This is a genomic window from Acinetobacter sp. ANC 3903, assembly GCF_002135315.1.
GTDB lineage: Bacteria > Pseudomonadota > Gammaproteobacteria > Pseudomonadales > Moraxellaceae > Acinetobacter.
The window spans coordinates 36000-53163 of the sequence record NZ_NEGA01000003.1; the positions used below are offsets into that span (position 1 = coordinate 36000).

A 17164-nucleotide genomic window follows, 5' to 3' on the forward strand; every position below is an offset into this window, starting at 1 on the left:
TTTCTCTATCCAATCTCTTTATTGTTATCTACAAATTTGCATTAACTCGATGCCAATGAAAATGACAATATGTATTTTCTTTTCTGTTTTAAATGTCAATATCACCACTATTCAACGAAATATTCCCATAAAACATAGGCCAAGGCGATTACTACTCCTCCAATCACCCCTAATAAATGTGCTTCGACCAATACCGGACTGCCAATCAGTTCAGCTGTGCCGACACTGCCGACCGTATTTTCCCAAATCAATTTCCCCAGAATCAGGCACAACACCAATGCCGCAAAATTACGTTCTTTCCTATACAACAAATGCACACAGGCAACGGTGACATACGCCCCATGCAATACCCCGGACAGGCCCGCATAAGCTTCTATATTGGGAAAGAAATAATAAAAACACAGGCTGATAAACGGCGGCAGCAATACCAGTAAAGCAACAAAATGCCAGATCTTGACGCGAGGAAAAATGAAAGGTAAGCAGGCGAAAGCCAACATATTCAGCAGATAATGAATCCATCCCACATGTACCCAATGGGCAGTCCATAAACGCCAGAATTCTTTTAGCAAACTGGCTTGCCAATAGATAAATGAATCTGCAAAAACTTGGAGGCATGCCGAGAAAGACATTACAAATGCAATAAAAATAATTTTTCGCATCAGAAACGGGTCTTTCATGGGCATGCCCTCCAGCTTAGAAGTGATGTATTCAAATGAATCCATCCTTCAAGCCAATCTTTTTTTATTCTCTGTTCAGCACGCTCGACTTAAGATGATGCCGCACTATCATTTTCAGTGAATAAATCATCCAATTCTGCAGAATTGTCCTTCTCATCCCAGAAACGTTGCATGCCGTCATCACTAGAGCGGATTCCGGTATGCTCAGTCCAATAACGGTCTGAAATACCCTGCACCATATTTTGTGCCATGCTGTCCACAAGTCGGAATTGGGGATTGACCGGTTTTTCTTCAGTACGGGCAGCGGCAAATGCTTTTAGTGCATCACGCATCTTGGCATCATCGCCACTGGCTTGAGCTGCAACCGCATACAAGGCATGAGATAAACGTACCCCTTTTTGTTCACCCAGCTGTACCGACTGTTTTAAAGTCTGGTAAGGATCTGGCTTGCCATCACCTGCACCCGGCAATAAGGTCCAAATGACTGCACGTGCCGCTTCTGGTGCTCCCCAGAATTTGGCATTATCCAGGCACACCATACCGCGTTCAACAACGGCAGCGATATCTTTCGGTACATTCACTGCACCGCCAGAATTAATGTCATTGGTCATTGCCTGTAAGCCACTGATCATCCCCATCAAATACACGGTTTGATCCAAGTCACTTTTCATTTTTGGGCATCCATCACCCAATGCCTTATTATATTTTGCTTCCCAACGTTTTTCTAACAGCTGATAGCCTGCATATTGACGTTGTGCAGCAATGGCAGCCCAGCGTTTTTGTTGAATGCGGGCATCTTGCGCTTCTGAAACCTGCCCCGCTTTAGAGGCACGTAAATAATGTAATTCTGCTTCTAATGCCTGATTTTCAGCACAAATTCCCGATGAAGCATATAACAGTACCGCAATACGGGTTGGATCTGCCCCCATATCTTTGGTTGACATAATGGCGGGCGTTAAGGCATTGCCTGAATTACACGCCATATCCGCATCATCCATGGCCAAGATTGGCGGTACGATATGTTTCTCACTAAAACCCAGTGCAATATTTGCCCCTGATTTAACCACTTGAGAACAACCTGATAAAAAAGAACTTGTAACGATGATAATTGCCATACCCTGGCATATTTTTTGGACTTGCGACATTTTCCTGTCCTCTATAATTGTGTTTATGTCCATAGCAACTAAACATATCAGATGCGAAATCTGAATAAAAGAGTATTCACTCTAATTTGGTTTGCTACTGTGCCATGAAATGAGTTTGGGAAAATTGACTGTATTCCATCAAGTTAAAAATTTTGGGCAAAAAAAAGTAGCATTGCGACGGTTCGGCACATGCTACTTATCAAGGGGTCAAAGCCTATTGGCTTTCATGTTGTGCAAATCGATCCTTCAGCACGGTTCCTAGTCGTCCAATAACAATTGCCAAAACAATTGCTACCACCAGAAACATCCAAGTTGGAATCACCATGATGATTTCCTCATTTGCTGTTGGTGTTTTTAATTTACATTTAGCTAAAATAATTCACAGGGAAAATTGTCTGACAATTGCAATATTTGTTATTTTTCTCATCCAACTGTCTTACAAAAACAAACACCTATATTTATGTTATTGATTATTAATATTTTAATTAAAATTAATTTTATACAACTGTCTAACAATTAGGTCAATTTAGCCAGTTTTTTCAATGCTTTCCATTGCTGAAAGGATAATTGATCGATCCAGATCAATAACGGTTTTTCCTGAAAATGCTGGAAATACACCACTATATAAAGCTGATGATCAACCAAATGACTAATCGAAACGCGTTTTACCTGTTGCGATTTTAAATGTGATAGTGACCATTCACGTGCATGTAAATGCTCAAAACAAATCGGTTGAGGGACTTTTAAGCCATAGGCATAGGTCAGCACCCCCAACAAAATGCACAGCAACCATAACCATGCCGGCAAGAGTTGCTGTAAAAGTACAATTAATAAGGTAAAAATGATCAGCTGAAATACAAAGGCCAGACGACTGCGTTTCAGCTGAAAACAACGATTAGCCATGAACGTAATGTTTCAACTTGACAATCAAGGCTCTCATTTCCGGACGAGGGGGTTCAGAAACTTCCATAAACCAATCTAACAGGTCTGGGTCTTCTTGCGCGACCAACTCGGCAAAAACCTCTTTCTCAGCTGCATCGGCCTGTAAATAATGATTTTTTACATAGGGATCAAAGTACACATCAATTTCTTTTAAACCGCGACGAGCACGATAAATGACTTTGCGTTCTTCCAAGCTGATTTCTTCGCTCATAGCTTTCCCCAATAGTGTGAAAATTTTTGCTAGTTTACCCTATCCCTCTCCCCTATTTCGAGCCATTTCCCCGAATTGACCAAATTCATCATTTTATATGCAGATTTGAGCATTCATCTCATTGTCGCTTGCGGCTCAATCTTCTAATTTTTAACTAACAATAACTTTGTAGATGGACACAACAATAATGCAATCAGCTGCGATCCGACCTTTAGCCAATATGCTGCCACGTCATTTATTTAACGCAGAGCATGAAGCCTTCCGTGAAACAGTACGAAAATTTTATGAAAAGGAAGTGGTTCCCAATATTGCCAAATATGAACAGCAACAGCATGTTGACCGGGATTTATGGAACAAGGCCGGTGCAATGGGCCTACTTTGTGCCACCATGCCAGAGCAATACGGGGGATCGGGTGTAGACCGTCTTTACAGTATGATCCTGATTGAAGAACAGGCCTATGCCATGGATTCATCCACTGGCTTTTCACTCCATTCGGATATTGTAGCTAATTACATCTTCAATTTTGGCAATGAGCAACAGAAATCAAATTGGTTACCGAAAATGGCTTCAGGTGAAGTGGTCACTGCTATTGCCATGACTGAACCGGGAACCGGATCAGACCTGCAAGCGGTACGTACCACTGCTGTACTGGATGGTGATGACTATGTGATTAATGGTTCGAAAATCTTTATTACTAATGGCTACCTGTGTGACATAGCCATTGTGGTCTGCAAAACAGGAGACAGCGATAAAGGTTCAGCCAATTTATCTTTACTCATCGTTGAAGCTGACCGTGCTGGCTTTAGCAAAGGTAAACCTTTGAATAAAATTGGCATGAAAGGACAAGATACCTGCGAGTTGTTCTTTGACAATGTGCGTGTACCGAAAGAAAATTTGCTGGGTATGGAAGGCATGGGTTTTATGATGCTGATGAAAGAACTGGCCTGGGAACGCATGCTGGTTGCCATCATTTGTCAGGCGGGAGCCGAAGCTGCATTTGCGCATACTGTGCAATACACCAAACAACGCCAAGTCTTTGGTAAACCGATCAGTGCTTTTCAAAACACCCGCTTTAAGCTGGCTGAATTACGAACCGAAATCGATTTCTGCCGTGCTTATTTAGACCGCTGTATGGAATTACAACTTACTGAACAGCTTGGGATTGATGCTGCGGCAGCTGCGAAATACAAAATTTCCGAAATGTTTTCTAAAGTTGTGGATGAGTGCCTGCAACTACACGGAGGTTATGGCTACATGATGGAATACCCCATCGCACGTGCCTATATCGATAACCGTGCCAACCGGATTTATGCCGGTACCAATGAAATTATGAAAGAACTGATCTCACGTTCACTGTAATCAAAAGCCCATCTCTTGATGGGCTTTTTCTTTTAGGCAATGCCTGCTAAAAATTCAGTAATCAACGCCAGCACCTGTTCCGGTTGTTCTTTATGCGGCATATGATGCAGACCTTGCAAGATCTGCAATTCAGCGGTTCCCTTCACTCCTGCAAAGATTTGCTGCGGCTGTGCTGTTGTCGCATATTCATCCAACTCACCATGAATGACCAAGCTTGGGCATTGTACTTGTGGCAGCACCTCACGCAAATTCCAATTCTTAAATGCAGGTGCCAGCCAGGTTTCAGTCCAGGCATCCAGCACCCACTGCGCTTTATCAGGGTGATACTTGGCTAAGCGCTCTATTTGTCCTGCTTGCTGAAATGCCTGTTTGGCTGCACGGATACCCTCCAAGGTTCGTTCTTCTACTTCATATTGCGCAGCAATGGTCACTAAAGCCTTACAGGACTGTGGATATTCAGCAGCGATAGCTGCGGACATTCCACCACCCACACTATGACCCAGCACAATAAAATGTTTCAGATCAAAATAATCAAGCACAGCCTTAAATCCATGGGTCGCTTCAGACATGACAAAATCCAGTGCCAAAGATTGGTCATTGACGGATGATTGTCCAAAGCCAATCCGGTCATAGGCATATATACAATACGTTTAGTCTGAGCTGCAAGTTGCGCAGGAAAATCACGCCATAAAGCCACACTGCCCAGTGAATCATGCATCAATAGAATCGGTGCCAATTCTGGATTAGCTTCAGCAGACTGCCATGATTTGGCATAAATGGAATAAGAATGAAATGACAACTAATATTCACGCGCTAAAATACTCAAAACTTATTCCTATGCTGGCTTAATTCGTTTTGTTCCATCATGTAGGAGTTTGCCGCAAAACCAAAGATTACAACTTGAACTCGTGATTCAATATGCATAAAAAAAGGAGCATTTTTGCTCCTTTTTTAAAATGATGATCAGGCTCAATAAGAAAACTCAATCATGAGACCAAACGCGGTGTCACATTTTTATTATCCTTTTGCTCACGCTTATGAAATTTAAGTACGCCATCATCAAAGCGCGCATGTTTTAATTGTTTACGGTCAGCCAGATAATTATTGGATACACTCCAAGGTGCATGCTTGCCCTGTTTTGGCATCACATCTGCGGCACGGGCAATATAGCCTGAAGATAAACTGCCCATGACGGTATCTTCCATTAACTCGGTCGCATCGCCTTGAGGACGCACTTCATCATAGCCGTTTTTGTCCATATAATTGATCAGACGGCAAATATAATCTGCCGCAATATCTACTTTGAGTGTCCAAGATGCATTGATATAGCCAATAATCATCGCCATGTTTGGCACATCACTGACCATGATGCCCTGATACAGCATATGTTTAGAGGTATTCATCGGCTTGCCATCAATCGTGGCCTGCATGCCGCCTAAAATTTGAATATTGAGTCCAGTTGCAGAGACAATAATATCCGCATCCAAGTGCTTGCCTGATTTTAATTGAACACCAGTTTCAGTAAATTTTTCAATTTGATCGGTTTCAACTGATGCACGGCCTTCACGTAAAATCTTGAATAAATCGCCATCTGGTACCACACATAAACGTTGATCCCATGGCTCATAGTTCGGAGTAAAATGTTTCATATCCACCTTACCTTTGAGCTGAAATTCAATTGATTTCAATAGCAAACTACGCAGTAATTTAGGCTGTTTCTGTGCCAGTGCATAAATACCACGCTGCATGCCAATATTACGTGCGCGAGTCAGCTTATAGGCAATATCTTCTGGTAAGTACTTACGCATTTTATCGTAGATGACGTCAATCGAGGGAACCGAGGCGATATAGGTCGGTGAACGTTGCAACATCGTGACATGAGCTGCGCCACCTTTCGCCATGGCTGGCACCAAGGTAATTGCAGTTGCACCACTGCCAATAATTACGACCTTTTTACCAGAATAATCGAGCTGCTCAGGCCAATGCTGCGGATGAATAAAATCACCCTTGAATGCAGACTGATTGGGGAATTCTGGCTGAAAGCCTTGATCGTAATTATAGTAGCCAGTGCAACCTATAACGAAATTTGCCACCCATATCTGTTTTTTGCCTTGCGCATCTTCAATCTCGACAGACCATTTATGGGTAACTGAATCATAATTTGCAGACAACACACGATGCTGAAAATGAATTTTATTTTTTAGCTGATATTCATCAATCACTTCAGATAAATAATTTTTGATGGATGGTCCATCTGCCAGAACACTGGCTTTTTGCCACGGTTTAAAATTAAAACCAAAGGTCGACATATCTGAATCGGAACGAATTCCTGGATACTTGAATAAATCCCAAGTTCCGCCAAAACTTTCGCGACGCTCAATAATATCAAATTGGCGTTGTGGGCAGTTTTTAGAAAGATGAACAGCAAGACCTATACCAGAAATACCGGCACCTACAATCAAGACATCAATATGTTTTTCCATGTTCTTTTTATAACCTGTTTAAGCTTTATTTTATTAAACCATAAAATTGACAATACTCAATGTCAAGTTTATACAAAACTGATAAAAAATATGTCAGTTCAGGACAAAAGCTTAAATTGTCAGACAATGAAAAAACAACAGGCATAAAAAAGACCGGTGAAACACCGGTCTTTTTTAGAACAACTGAAGCTATTCTTGCGAAATTAGTTAACTTCGCGATCTACTAGCTCAACGTAAGCCATCGGTGCAGCATCACCTGCACGGAAGCCCGCTTTAAGAACACGTAGATAACCGCCGTTACGTTCTTTGTAACGAGGGCCAAGAACGGTAAATAATTTACCAACAGTTGCTGCTGAACGAGTACGAGCAAACGCTAAACGACGGTTTGCAACAGTATCGTTTTTAGCTAAAGTGATTAAAGGCTCAGCTACACGACGTAACTCTTTAGCTTTAGGCACAGTTGTTTTAATCAACTCGTGCTCGAACAAAGAGTTAGCCATGTTTTGGAACATCGCTTTACGATGACTGCTTGTACGGCCTAATTTCACACCACTATTACGATGACGCATGGTGATAGTCCTACTTAATTAACGGCTACGATAGGCGAAACGATCGTCCATACGGAGACTAGCTGGTGGCCAGTTCTCTAAACGCATGCCGAGCTGTAAGCCCTTAGAAGCCAGAACATCTTTGATTTCAGTTAACGATTTTTTACCGAGGTTAGGAGTTTTTAACAACTCAACTTCAGTACGTTGAACCAAATCACCGATGTAGTAAATATTTTCTGCTTTCAAACAGTTAGCAGAACGAACAGTAAGCTCTAGATCATCTACTGGACGAAGCAAGATTGGATCCACTTCTTCGCGAGGTTCTTGAGCAACAGGAGCTTGATCTTTCTGAAGATCAACAAAAATTGCAATTTGTTGTTGCAAGATTGTTGCCGCTTTGCGGATTGCTTCTTCAGGATCAACTGTACCATTGGTTTCAAGATCAATGACCAATTTATCAAGGTCAGTACGTTGTTCTACACGAGCATTTTCTACTGTGTAAGACACGCGCTTGATTGGGCTATAAGAAGCATCTAACTGTAAGCGACCCACAGGGCGAGTCTCGCCTTCTGGAAAACGTGAGTCAGAAGTTTCATAACCACGACCTTGAGAAACTTTCAGGCGCATTTTTAAATTGCCTGATGCACTCAAAGTGCCGATCAAATGCTCAGGGTTTACCACTTCAACATTATGAGGTAAACGAAGATCAGCGGCTGTTACATCGCCTGGACCTTGTTTTTCTAATGTCAAATATGCTTCGTTTTGATCGAACAGCTTAATCGACAATCCTTTTAGGTTCAGCAAGAGCTCGACGATGTCCTGCTGCAAGCCTTCCAAGGTACTGTACTCGTGCTCAACCCCTTCTATTTCAACTTCAACCACAGCAGCGCCAGGTAAAGAAGAAAGAAGGATACGACGTAAAGCATTACCAAGAGTATGACCAAAGCCACGCTCTAATGGTTCTAGAATCACTTTTGCCGAGGTCCCGCTAGCCGCTTCGACCTTGATCGCTTGCGGAGTTAGAAACTCATTTGCAGTACGCGTCATTATTGCTACCTCAAGGATTATTTAGAATACAATTCTACAATCAAGCTTTCGTTGATTTCAGCAGGTAAATCAGAACGATCCGGTGCAGCTTTAAACGTACCTTCTAATTTTGAATGGTCAACGTCCATCCAAGAAGGGATACCACGTTGAGCAGCCAATTCAATCGCGCCTTTAATACGCAATTGTTGTTTAGCACCTTCGTGAACCGCGATTACATCACCAGCTTTAACTTGGATAGACGCGATGTTTACACGACGACCATTCAAAGTAATGCTACGGTGAGATACAAGCTGACGAGCTTCTGCACGTGTAGAACCAAAACCCATGCGATAAACGACGTTATCAAGACGGCTTTCAAGCAGTTTCAACAAGTTTTCACCTGTTGCGCCTTTAACACGAGCAGCTTCTTTATAGTAGTTACTAAATTGACGTTCTAACACACCGTACATACGACGTACTTTTTGTTTTTCACGTAATTGTAGTGAGTACTCAGATTGTTTACTGCCACGAGCCCCGCCATGTTGGCCAGGCGCTTTAGCATGTTTTTTAGTTTTGACGTCAAATGGTTTAACGCCAGATTTTAATTGCAGGTCTGTCCCTTCGCGGCGAGAGAGTTTGCATTTTGGACCAATATAACGAGCCATGAATGATTCTCCTTACACACGACGTTTTTTAGGTGGACGGCAACCGTTGTGCGGGATTGGCGTCACATCGGTAATGCTGTTAATTTTATAACCCACTGCACCTAAAGCACGAACCGCAGATTCACGACCAGGACCAGGACCTTTTACAAGGACGTCCAAGTTTTTCAAACCATAATCCAAAGCAGCTTTACCAGCAACTTCAGCAGCTACCTGAGCAGCAAACGGAGTTGATTTACGTGATCCACGGAAGCCTTGTCCACCAGAGGTAGCCCAAGCCAGTGCATTACCTTGACGATCGGTAATAGTCACAATGGTGTTATTAAAAGAAGCGTGAATGTGTGCAACACCTTCAGAGACGGTACGAGTGACCTTCTTGCGTGTGCGTGTATCTTTAGCCATCTTTTAGCTTCCAGAAATCTTATTTCTTAATAGGTTTGCGCGGACCTTTACGGGTACGTGCGTTAGTTTTGGTGCGTTGTCCACGGACAGGCAAGCTGCGACGATGACGAAGACCGCGGTAGCAGCCTAAATCCATTAAACGTTTAATGTTCATGGAAATTTCGCGACGTAAATCACCTTCGGTCGGAACCTTGGTAATTTCTGCACGAATCGCATCAAGTTGAGCATCATCCAATTCACGGATCTTGGTAGTTGGTGCAATACCCGCAGCAGCTAAGATGTTCTTAGCAGTGTGGCGACCGATACCAAAGATATACGTGAGGGAGATAACAGCATGCTTGTTATCCGGAATGTTTACACCGGCAATACGAGCCATTCACTTTCTCCAAAAAGGCAGTAGAGATAATCAACCGCCCCACAAAAACCTTGAGGGGCGGATATTAACCTAATTCACCTACTGAAATCAACAGGTCTTGATCAGATTAACCTTGACGCTGCTTATGACGAGGTTCAGCGCTACAAATCACGCGGATAACCCCATTACGACGGATAACTTTACAGCTACCACAAATTTTTTTAACAGAAGCTTGTACTTTCATGATGAAACCTCAAGTGCGCTTATCCCTTAGGATGAGCAGTCGTTTTTCTCATTAACGTTTGATTGTCATACTGGTGCGAAGTGAGATGAGCTTGCAGCTGAGCCATAAAGTCCATCACAACTACCACTACGATCAACAAAGATGTACCACCCAAATGGAATGGAATACCAAAAGAACTTTGCAGAATCATCGGCATTAAACAGATGATCGTAATGTAAATTGCACCAATAAACGTCAAACGATTAAGAATATGATCTAAGTAACGAGCAGTTTGCTCACCTGGGCGAATACCAGGTACATAAGCTCCGCTGCGTTTCAAGTTCTCTGATACTTCTTTAGGACTGAACACAAGTGCAGTATAGAAATAACAGAAAAAGATAATTAACGCACCGAAGAGCACCAAATACAAAGGTTGTCCAGGCGATAATACCAATGCCAAATCTTGTAGGCTACGCTTTACGATTCCTGCATTTGGATCAGAACTACCTAACCATTGACCTAAACTTGCAGGGAACAACAATAACGAACTAGCGAAAATTGCTGGAATAACCCCTGCCATATTTAATTTCAATGGCAAATGTGTCTGCTGTGCAGTGAATACGCGACGCCCTTGTTGCTTTTGAGCATAGTTAACCGGTATACGACGTTGAGCCTTTTCAATAAATACAATCGCAGCAAGAACCGCAACTGAAAGTAATGCAAACACAGCCAGACCAATTAAACTTGATTGACCGTTATCCACCGAAGTGAATGCTTGAATTACAATATTAGGCAAACCAGCAACAATACCTGCGAAAATGATCATCGAGATCCCATTACCAACACCACGTTCGGTAATTTGCTCTCCCAACCACATTAAGAACATGGTGCCTGCAACCAATGAAGTTACAGCAGGAATGTAAAAAGCCAGTCCTGAAGTCAAGGTAATCCCTTGGCTAATCAGACCAGCACACATACCTACACCTTGTACCAATGCAAGTAATAACGTGCCGTAACGCGTATATTGATTAATCTTACGCTTACCCTGCTCGCCTTCTTTCTTTAATGCTTCCAGCGAAGGAACGACTGTTGACATCAACTGCACGATAATCGATGCAGAGATATATGGCATGATCCCCAACGCAAGAATTGACATTCGCTCTAATGCTCCGCCGGAGAACATATTAAACAAACCTAAGAAGGTACCCTCATTAGCTTTGAAAAAACGTTCTAAAGCGACATTATCAATACCCGGCAGTGGAATATGTGCTCCTAGTCGAAAGACCAATAATGCGCCAACCAAAAACATTAATCGACGAATAATTTCACGATATTTCACATGAAATGGTTGGCCTTTCATCATGTTGACATGACCTGAAGAACTAGGAGACATAGACACTAGCGATTACTCCTCGACTTTACCGCCAGCAGCTTCAACAGCAGCTTTAGCGCCTTTAGTCAAAGCAACACCTTGTACAGTGAATGCACGAGTAATATCACCAGAAAGTACGATACGAGCACGAGTCATATCTTTACGTACAACATTGGCAGCTTTTAAAGTTTCCAGTGAAATGATGTCACCTTCAACTTTAGCAAGCTCTGATAAACGTACTTCAGCAGTTTTTAAAGCAAGTTGGCTAGTGAAGCCGAATTTAGGCAAACGACGATATAACGCAGTTTGACCACCTTCGAAACCTGGACGTACGCCACCGCTCTTACGTGATTTTTGACCTTTGACACCACGGCCACCAGTCTTACCAACGCCAGAACCGATACCACGGCCTAGACGAAGGTTGTCACGTTTAGCACCTTCTGCAGGTGCAATAGTATTTAAACGCAGAGTCATGGCTTATTCCTCTACACTAACCATATAGTAGACTTGGTTGATCATACCACGGTTAGAAGGCGTATCTTGCACTTCTACAGTATGACCAATACGACGCAGACCTAAACCTTGAAGGCTAAGCTTGTGATTTTTCAAGCGGTGCGCAGAAGATTTAGTCTGGGTAACTTTAATCGTTTTCATGATTGATTACCCTTGAATTTGTTCTACTGAAAGACCACGTTTCGCAGCGACTTTCTCAGGAGAAGTCATATCACGCAAACCTTTAAAAGTTGCGTTCACTACGTTAGCAGCGTTTGTAGAACCGTAACATTTAGCAAGTACGTTATGTACACCAGCAGCTTCCAAAACAGCACGCATCGCGCCACCAGCAATTACGCCAGTACCTTCAGAAGCAGGCTGCATGTAAACACGGCTTGCACCATGACGAGCATTCACAGGGTGTTGCAGAGTAGTACCTGCAAGATCAACAGTGATCATGTTGCGACGAGCAGCTTCAAGTGCTTTAGAAATAGCAGCTGGAACTTCACGTGCTTTACCACGACCAAAACCTACACGACCATTACCATCACCCACAACAGTTAATGCTGTGAAAGAGAAGATACGACCACCCTTAACAACTTTGGCTACACGATCAACGGCAACCAGCTTTTCAACAAGACCTTCGTTTTGTTCAACTTTAGCCATGATTAGAACTCCAAGCCGTTTTCACGAGCAGCATCAGCCAAGGCTTTGATACGACCATGATATTTGAAACCAGAACGGTCAAATGCAACTTTAGTAACGCCAGCTGCTTTAGCACGTTCTGCGATTAAAGCACCTACTTTAGTCGCTGCATCAACGTTACCAGTTGTACCAGCACGTAAAGTAGCATCTAAAGTTGAAGCTTGCGCTAAAACTTTGCCACCATCTGCTGAGATAACTTGAGCATAGATGTGACGCGGAGTGCGGTTTACACACAAGCGAGTCGCACCCAATGCACGAATGTGCAAGCGTGTGCTTTTCGCACGACGCAAACGGGATTGTTTCTTTTCGTTCATAAGAACCTCGCGCCTTATTTCTTCTTAGCTTCTTTACGAAGTACAACTTCGTCAGAATAACGAACACCTTTACCTTTATAAGGCTCTGGCGGACGGTAACCACGGATATCTGCAGCAACTTGACCTAAAGCTGCTTTATCAGCAGACTTAAGAACAATTTCAGTTGCAGTAGGAGTTTCAGCAGTTACACCTTCTGGAAGGTTGTAATCAATCGGGTGAGAGAAACCTAGGTTAAGGTTAACAACGTTACCTTTAACCGCAGCTTTATAACCAACACCGATAAGTTGTAACTTGCGTTCGAAACCTTCGCTAACACCTTTTACAAGGTTGTTTAACACAGCGCGAGCAGTACCAGCTTGCATCCAAGCGTCTTTCGACTCAGCTTTAGGAGCAATTTGAAGTTGACCTTCTTCCTGTTTTAGCTCGACCAGCGCATGCAGGTTGAAAGACAATGTACCTTTGCTGCCTTTCACTTCGACCTGCCGGCCGTTCTGAGTAACTGTTACACCGTTAGGTACAGTTACTGGGGCTTTAGCCACACGAGACATGAGGAATCACCTATTAAGAAACAAAAGCAATAACTTCACCACCGATGCCCGCAGCACGTGCAGCGCGATCAGTCATGATGCCTTTGCTTGTAGAAACAATTGCAATACCTAAACCTTGCTTAACGCTAGGAAGTGCATCTTTACCGCGATATTGGCGAAGACCTGGACGGCTTACGCGTTTCACAGTTTCGATAACTGGTTTGCCTTCAAAATATTTTAACGTAATTGTTAAAGTTGGTTTGCCTTCAGCATCCGCAACTTCTACGTTTGAAATATAACCTTCTTGTTGAAGAACGTTTGCAATAGCAACCTTCAACTTAGAATTAGGCATAGAAACAGTTTGTTTCTTTGCCATTTGTGCGTTACGAACACGTGTTAGCATGTCGGCAACGGTATCTTGCATACTCATTTATAGTGCTCCTTACCAGCTTGCCTTAACAACGCCCGGTACATCACCTTGCATTACTGTATCACGTAGTTTGTTACGGCTTAGACCGAACTTACGGAAGTAACCATGAGGACGACCAGTTAAACCACAACGGTTACGAAGACGTACTGGAGATGCATTACGTGGTAATGCCTGTAACTTCATCATCGCATCGAAACGTTCTTCGTCGCTAGCATTTACATTTGCAATCGTAGCTTTTAATTCAGCACGTTTTGCAGCAAATTTAGCCACTGTTTTTTCGCGTTTCAATTCGCGATTAATCATACCTTTCTTAGCCATATCGACCTCTTATTTGAACGGGAAGCCGAATGCACGCATAAGCGCACGGCCTTCGTCATCGGTGCGAGCAGTCGTAGTAACGGTAATATCCATACCACGAATACGATCAATCTTATCGAAATCGATTTCAGGGAACATGATTTGTTCCTTCAAACCCATCGAATAGTTACCACGACCATCAAATGATTTCGCAGAAAAACCGCGGAAGTCACGAATACGAGGGATCGCGATAGAGATCAAACGGTCTAAGAATTCGTACATTTGTTCGCCGCGTAAAGTAACTTTACAACCAATCGGCCAACCATCACGGATTTTGAAACCAGCGATTGATTTGCGAGCTAGAGTAAGAACTGGCTTTTGACCAGCAATCGCTTGCATATCAGAAAGAGCGCCATCTAACAATTTCTTGTCAGCTGATGCCGCACCAACACCCATGTTAATGGTGATTTTAGTGATGCGAGGAATCTCCATCACATTTTTAACGCCTAATTGCTCTTGTAACTGAGCTTTAAGTACGTCGTTGTAACGTGTTTTAAGTCTGGCCATTGCCTATTTCAACCTATTACTTCGCTACCGCCACTGATTCACCGTTAGATTTGTAAACGCGAGTTTTCACGCCTTCAATCGTTTGGTAACCAACACGGTCAGCCTTTTGGGTTGTAGCATTAAAAACTGCCACGTTTGAGATATGAAGCGAAGCTTCTTGTGTAACTACAGCGCCTTCAGCACCTGTTGCACGGTTCGGCTTTTGATGCTTCTTAACCAAGTTAAGGCCTTCAACCATAACACGGTCATTTGAAACAGACAGAACAGTACCCTGTTTGCCTTTTTCTTTACCTGCGATCACGATAACTTGATCGCCTTTTTTAATCTTAGCCATGAGTGCCTCTTATAGAACTTCAGGAGCCAATGAAATAATTTTCATGAACTGTTCAGTACGAAGTTCACGAGTCACTGGTCCGAAAATACGAGTTGCAATCGGCGCTTTGTTGTTGTTCAAAATAACAGCAGCATTGTCATCAAAACGGATGATAGAACCATCCGGACGACGTACACCGAATTTTGTACGTACAACTACAGCATTCATCACGTCACCTTTTTTAACACGTGCGCGTGGAATAGCTTCTTTTACAGTAACTTTAATAATGTCGCCAACAGAAGCATAACGACGATGTGAACCACCAAGTACTTTAATACATTGTACGCGGCGAGCACCACTGTTGTCTGCTACGTCGAGCATACTTTCGGTTTGAATCATTGCCCTACTCCAAAACCGAGCATCACCGGTCAGTATTTCGAAAGGCTCAAAGAGTACTCGAAATTAACCGATGATGCAACAAGAACGTCTAATTACTCAGCAGCAGCTTCAATAACTTCCACTAAAGCCCAAGCTTTAGTTTTAGAAATCGGGCGGCTTTCTTTAATGGTCACTACGTCGCCAGTTTTAGCAACATTGTTCTCATCATGAGCGTGTAATTTTGTTGAACGGCGGATTGATTTGCCATACAACGGGTGTTGAACGCGGCGTTCAATAAGCACAACAATAGACTTGTCCATTTTGTCGCTTACGACTTTGCCGGTTAACGTGCGAACTGTTTGTTCACTCATTGTCCGTTCCCCTGTTTTTCGGTAAGGAGTGTCTTGATACGAGCAATAGTCTTGCGAGTAAGCGCAACTTCATGCGATTTACCCAATTGACCAGTTGCTTTCGCCATACGAAGACGGAATTGGTTAAGCTGTTGCTCATCAAGCAAAGCTGTCAACTCTTCTACCGATTTTTCACGTAGATCTTTAGTTTTCATTACATTACCGTCCGAGTCACGATAGCGGTTTTAAACGGAAGCTTAGCAGCAGCAAGCGTAAACGCTTCACGTGCTAATTCTTCGCTTACACCTTCCATTTCGTACAAGATCTTACCTGGTTTGATTTGACAAACCCAGTATTCCACAGAACCTTTACCTTTACCCATACGAACTTCTAATGGTTTTTCAGTAATTGGTTTGTCTGGGAAAACACGGATAAAGATCTTACCACCACGTTTTACACGACGGCTGATTGTACGACGCGCTGCTTCAATCTGACGAGCTGTCATTTGACCACGCTCGATAGATTTAAGTGCAATAGAACCGAAAGATACGGTGCTACCACGGTGCGCTAGACCAGTGTTACGGCCCTTTTGAACCTTACGGAACTTAGTACGTTTAGGTTGCAACATGGATTATTCTCCTTTTTCAGCAGAACGATCATTGCGACGACCACGACGCTCTTGACCTTCACCACGGCCGCGACCACGTTTAGCTGGACGTTCTTCAGCAGGAGCAGGGTTCATGACTTGCTTCATGCCACCTAAGATCTCACCGCGGAAAATCCAAACTTTAACGCCAATCGTACCGTAAGTAGTTTCAGCACGCATAGTAGCGTAGTCGATGTCCGCACGAAGTGTATGCAAAGGTACACGACCTTCACGATACCATTCAGTACGTGCAATCTCAGCACCACCTAAACGACCAGAAACTTCAACTTTGATACCTTTAGCACCAGCACGCATAGTGTTTTGAACCGCACGCTTCATAGCACGACGGAACATTACACGTTTTTCTAATTGAGAAGCGATAGCTTCAGCAACTAAACGAGCGTCTAAGTCTGGGCGATCGATTTCGTTGATGCTTACTTGCGCAGGAACACCCATAATAGATGTTAATTCGCGTTGTAATTTTTCAATGTCTTCGCCTTTTTTACCGATAACGATACCAGGACGAGCAGTGCTAATAGTAATTTTAGCAGCGCCTGTAGGACGTTCGATAAGAATATTGCTAATCATTGCATTCTTAAGTTTTTTAATTAAAAACTCACGAACTTGCAAATCTTTAAGCAAGTATTCAGCGTATTGTTTCGGACTCGCATACCAGTTAGCGTTATGACGTTTCACAACACCTAGGCGGATACCGATTGGATGAACCTTCTGACCCATA

At 43.0% G+C, this 17164-nt stretch carries 28 protein-coding genes and 1 pseudogene; 1 reads left to right on the plus strand and 28 read right to left on the minus strand.

Annotation, left to right across the window (positions count from 1 at the left end; all coding sequences use genetic code 11):
* Nucleotides 1–107 precede the first annotated feature (107 nt).
* The 4 genes from rrtA to B9T29_RS02645 form a co-directional block, all read right to left on the minus strand.
* The gene (rrtA, locus tag B9T29_RS02630; protein WP_086174593.1) at nucleotides 108–677 is read right to left on the minus strand and encodes a rhombosortase; all 570 of its coding nucleotides are present in this window, start codon (nucleotides 675–677) and stop codon (nucleotides 108–110) included.
* 89 nt (nucleotides 678–766) lie between these two features.
* Complete coding sequence (locus B9T29_RS02635; RefSeq protein ID WP_086174440.1) at nucleotides 767–1822, minus strand: hypothetical protein; 1056 nt, start codon at nucleotides 1820–1822, stop codon at nucleotides 767–769.
* 516 nt (nucleotides 1823–2338) lie between these two features.
* Nucleotides 2339–2725 carry a hypothetical protein gene (locus B9T29_RS02640; RefSeq protein WP_086174441.1) on the minus strand — a complete coding sequence of 129 codons (387 nt, stop codon included), beginning with the start codon at nucleotides 2723–2725 and terminating at the stop codon, nucleotides 2339–2341.
* Complete coding sequence (locus tag B9T29_RS02645) at nucleotides 2718–2975, minus strand: succinate dehydrogenase assembly factor 2 (protein WP_086174442.1); 258 nt, start codon at nucleotides 2973–2975, stop codon at nucleotides 2718–2720. Before B9T29_RS02645 ends, B9T29_RS02640 begins: the two co-directional genes overlap by 8 nt.
* A gap of 187 nt (nucleotides 2976–3162) precedes the next feature.
* Between B9T29_RS02645 and B9T29_RS02650 the strand changes: the two genes are divergently transcribed.
* A complete protein-coding gene (locus B9T29_RS02650; protein ID WP_086174443.1) occupies nucleotides 3163–4335 on the plus strand; it encodes an acyl-CoA dehydrogenase family protein in 1173 nt (390 codons plus the stop codon).
* A 32-nt stretch (nucleotides 4336–4367) separates the two neighbouring features.
* Here B9T29_RS02650 and B9T29_RS02655 read toward each other — a convergent pair whose 3' ends face one another.
* The 24 genes and pseudogenes from B9T29_RS02655 to rpsC form a co-directional block, all read right to left on the minus strand.
* A complete protein-coding gene (locus B9T29_RS02655; protein ID WP_265733358.1) occupies nucleotides 4368–4922 on the minus strand; it encodes an alpha/beta fold hydrolase in 555 nt (184 codons plus the stop codon).
* On the minus strand, nucleotides 4853–5134 hold the full coding sequence (locus B9T29_RS16435) for a hypothetical protein (protein WP_228146547.1): 282 nt from the start codon (nucleotides 5132–5134) through the stop codon (nucleotides 4853–4855). Before B9T29_RS16435 ends, B9T29_RS02655 begins: the two co-directional genes overlap by 70 nt.
* Nucleotides 5135–5321: 187 nt before the next feature.
* The gene (locus tag B9T29_RS02660; protein ID WP_086174444.1) at nucleotides 5322–6818 is read right to left on the minus strand and encodes a flavin-containing monooxygenase; all 1497 of its coding nucleotides are present in this window, start codon (nucleotides 6816–6818) and stop codon (nucleotides 5322–5324) included.
* A gap of 203 nt (nucleotides 6819–7021) precedes the next feature.
* The gene (rplQ, locus tag B9T29_RS02665; RefSeq protein WP_004281488.1) at nucleotides 7022–7387 is read right to left on the minus strand and encodes a 50S ribosomal protein L17; all 366 of its coding nucleotides are present in this window, start codon (nucleotides 7385–7387) and stop codon (nucleotides 7022–7024) included.
* An 18-nt stretch (nucleotides 7388–7405) separates the two neighbouring features.
* Nucleotides 7406–8413 (minus strand): DNA-directed RNA polymerase subunit alpha, encoded by a 1008-nt coding sequence (locus B9T29_RS02670; protein WP_086174445.1) that lies wholly within the window; start codon nucleotides 8411–8413, stop codon nucleotides 7406–7408.
* Between the two features lie 17 nt (nucleotides 8414–8430).
* Nucleotides 8431–9057: a 30S ribosomal protein S4 gene (gene rpsD / locus B9T29_RS02675; protein WP_086174446.1), complete on the minus strand. Its 627-nt coding sequence runs from the start codon at nucleotides 9055–9057 to the stop codon at nucleotides 8431–8433.
* Between the two features lie 12 nt (nucleotides 9058–9069).
* Complete coding sequence (gene rpsK, locus B9T29_RS02680; RefSeq protein WP_001040166.1) at nucleotides 9070–9456, minus strand: 30S ribosomal protein S11; 387 nt, start codon at nucleotides 9454–9456, stop codon at nucleotides 9070–9072.
* A 19-nt stretch (nucleotides 9457–9475) separates the two neighbouring features.
* Nucleotides 9476–9832: a 30S ribosomal protein S13 gene (rpsM, locus tag B9T29_RS02685; RefSeq protein ID WP_086174447.1), complete on the minus strand. Its 357-nt coding sequence runs from the start codon at nucleotides 9830–9832 to the stop codon at nucleotides 9476–9478.
* A gap of 106 nt (nucleotides 9833–9938) precedes the next feature.
* Complete coding sequence (rpmJ, locus tag B9T29_RS02690) at nucleotides 9939–10055, minus strand: 50S ribosomal protein L36 (protein WP_000867907.1); 117 nt, start codon at nucleotides 10053–10055, stop codon at nucleotides 9939–9941.
* A gap of 19 nt (nucleotides 10056–10074) precedes the next feature.
* On the minus strand, nucleotides 10075–11394 hold the full coding sequence (secY, locus tag B9T29_RS02695) for a preprotein translocase subunit SecY (protein WP_171263967.1): 1320 nt from the start codon (nucleotides 11392–11394) through the stop codon (nucleotides 10075–10077).
* Between the two features lie 45 nt (nucleotides 11395–11439).
* Nucleotides 11440–11880 (minus strand): 50S ribosomal protein L15, encoded by a 441-nt coding sequence (rplO, locus tag B9T29_RS02700; RefSeq protein ID WP_086174449.1) that lies wholly within the window; start codon nucleotides 11878–11880, stop codon nucleotides 11440–11442.
* Nucleotides 11881–11883: 3 nt separating this feature from the next.
* A complete protein-coding gene (gene rpmD / locus B9T29_RS02705) occupies nucleotides 11884–12060 on the minus strand; it encodes a 50S ribosomal protein L30 (RefSeq protein ID WP_004691302.1) in 177 nt (58 codons plus the stop codon).
* A 6-nt stretch (nucleotides 12061–12066) separates the two neighbouring features.
* Nucleotides 12067–12564, minus strand: coding sequence for a 30S ribosomal protein S5 (rpsE, locus tag B9T29_RS02710; protein ID WP_004657688.1), 498 nt, complete (start codon nucleotides 12562–12564; stop codon nucleotides 12067–12069).
* A 2-nt stretch (nucleotides 12565–12566) separates the two neighbouring features.
* A complete protein-coding gene (gene rplR, locus B9T29_RS02715) occupies nucleotides 12567–12917 on the minus strand; it encodes a 50S ribosomal protein L18 (protein ID WP_053579516.1) in 351 nt (116 codons plus the stop codon).
* A 14-nt stretch (nucleotides 12918–12931) separates the two neighbouring features.
* The gene (gene rplF, locus B9T29_RS02720) at nucleotides 12932–13465 is read right to left on the minus strand and encodes a 50S ribosomal protein L6 (protein ID WP_086174450.1); all 534 of its coding nucleotides are present in this window, start codon (nucleotides 13463–13465) and stop codon (nucleotides 12932–12934) included.
* 13 nt (nucleotides 13466–13478) lie between these two features.
* Nucleotides 13479–13874 carry a 30S ribosomal protein S8 gene (rpsH, locus tag B9T29_RS02725; RefSeq protein WP_086174451.1) on the minus strand — a complete coding sequence of 132 codons (396 nt, stop codon included), beginning with the start codon at nucleotides 13872–13874 and terminating at the stop codon, nucleotides 13479–13481.
* A 12-nt stretch (nucleotides 13875–13886) separates the two neighbouring features.
* A complete protein-coding gene (gene rpsN, locus B9T29_RS02730; RefSeq protein ID WP_086174452.1) occupies nucleotides 13887–14192 on the minus strand; it encodes a 30S ribosomal protein S14 in 306 nt (101 codons plus the stop codon).
* A gap of 9 nt (nucleotides 14193–14201) precedes the next feature.
* Nucleotides 14202–14738, minus strand: coding sequence for a 50S ribosomal protein L5 (gene rplE, locus B9T29_RS02735; RefSeq protein ID WP_086174453.1), 537 nt, complete (start codon nucleotides 14736–14738; stop codon nucleotides 14202–14204).
* Nucleotides 14739–14754: 16 nt separating this feature from the next.
* Complete coding sequence (gene rplX, locus B9T29_RS02740) at nucleotides 14755–15072, minus strand: 50S ribosomal protein L24 (protein WP_086174454.1); 318 nt, start codon at nucleotides 15070–15072, stop codon at nucleotides 14755–14757.
* Nucleotides 15073–15081: 9 nt separating this feature from the next.
* Nucleotides 15082–15450 carry a 50S ribosomal protein L14 gene (rplN, locus tag B9T29_RS02745; protein WP_086174455.1) on the minus strand — a complete coding sequence of 123 codons (369 nt, stop codon included), beginning with the start codon at nucleotides 15448–15450 and terminating at the stop codon, nucleotides 15082–15084.
* A 92-nt stretch (nucleotides 15451–15542) separates the two neighbouring features.
* Nucleotides 15543–15800 carry a 30S ribosomal protein S17 gene (gene rpsQ, locus B9T29_RS02750; protein ID WP_004650481.1) on the minus strand — a complete coding sequence of 86 codons (258 nt, stop codon included), beginning with the start codon at nucleotides 15798–15800 and terminating at the stop codon, nucleotides 15543–15545.
* The gene (gene rpmC / locus B9T29_RS02755) at nucleotides 15797–15994 is read right to left on the minus strand and encodes a 50S ribosomal protein L29 (RefSeq protein ID WP_004650482.1); all 198 of its coding nucleotides are present in this window, start codon (nucleotides 15992–15994) and stop codon (nucleotides 15797–15799) included. Before rpmC ends, rpsQ begins: the two co-directional genes overlap by 4 nt.
* Nucleotides 15994–16407, minus strand: a complete 414-nt coding sequence (rplP, locus tag B9T29_RS02760) for a 50S ribosomal protein L16 (protein WP_086174456.1) — start codon at nucleotides 16405–16407, stop codon at nucleotides 15994–15996. Before rplP ends, rpmC begins: the two co-directional genes overlap by 1 nt.
* Nucleotides 16347–17163, minus strand: a pseudogene (gene rpsC / locus B9T29_RS02765) (30S ribosomal protein S3). The gene rplP and the pseudogene rpsC overlap by 61 nt, the downstream one beginning before the upstream one ends.
* Nucleotide 17164: the final 1 nt, after the last annotated feature.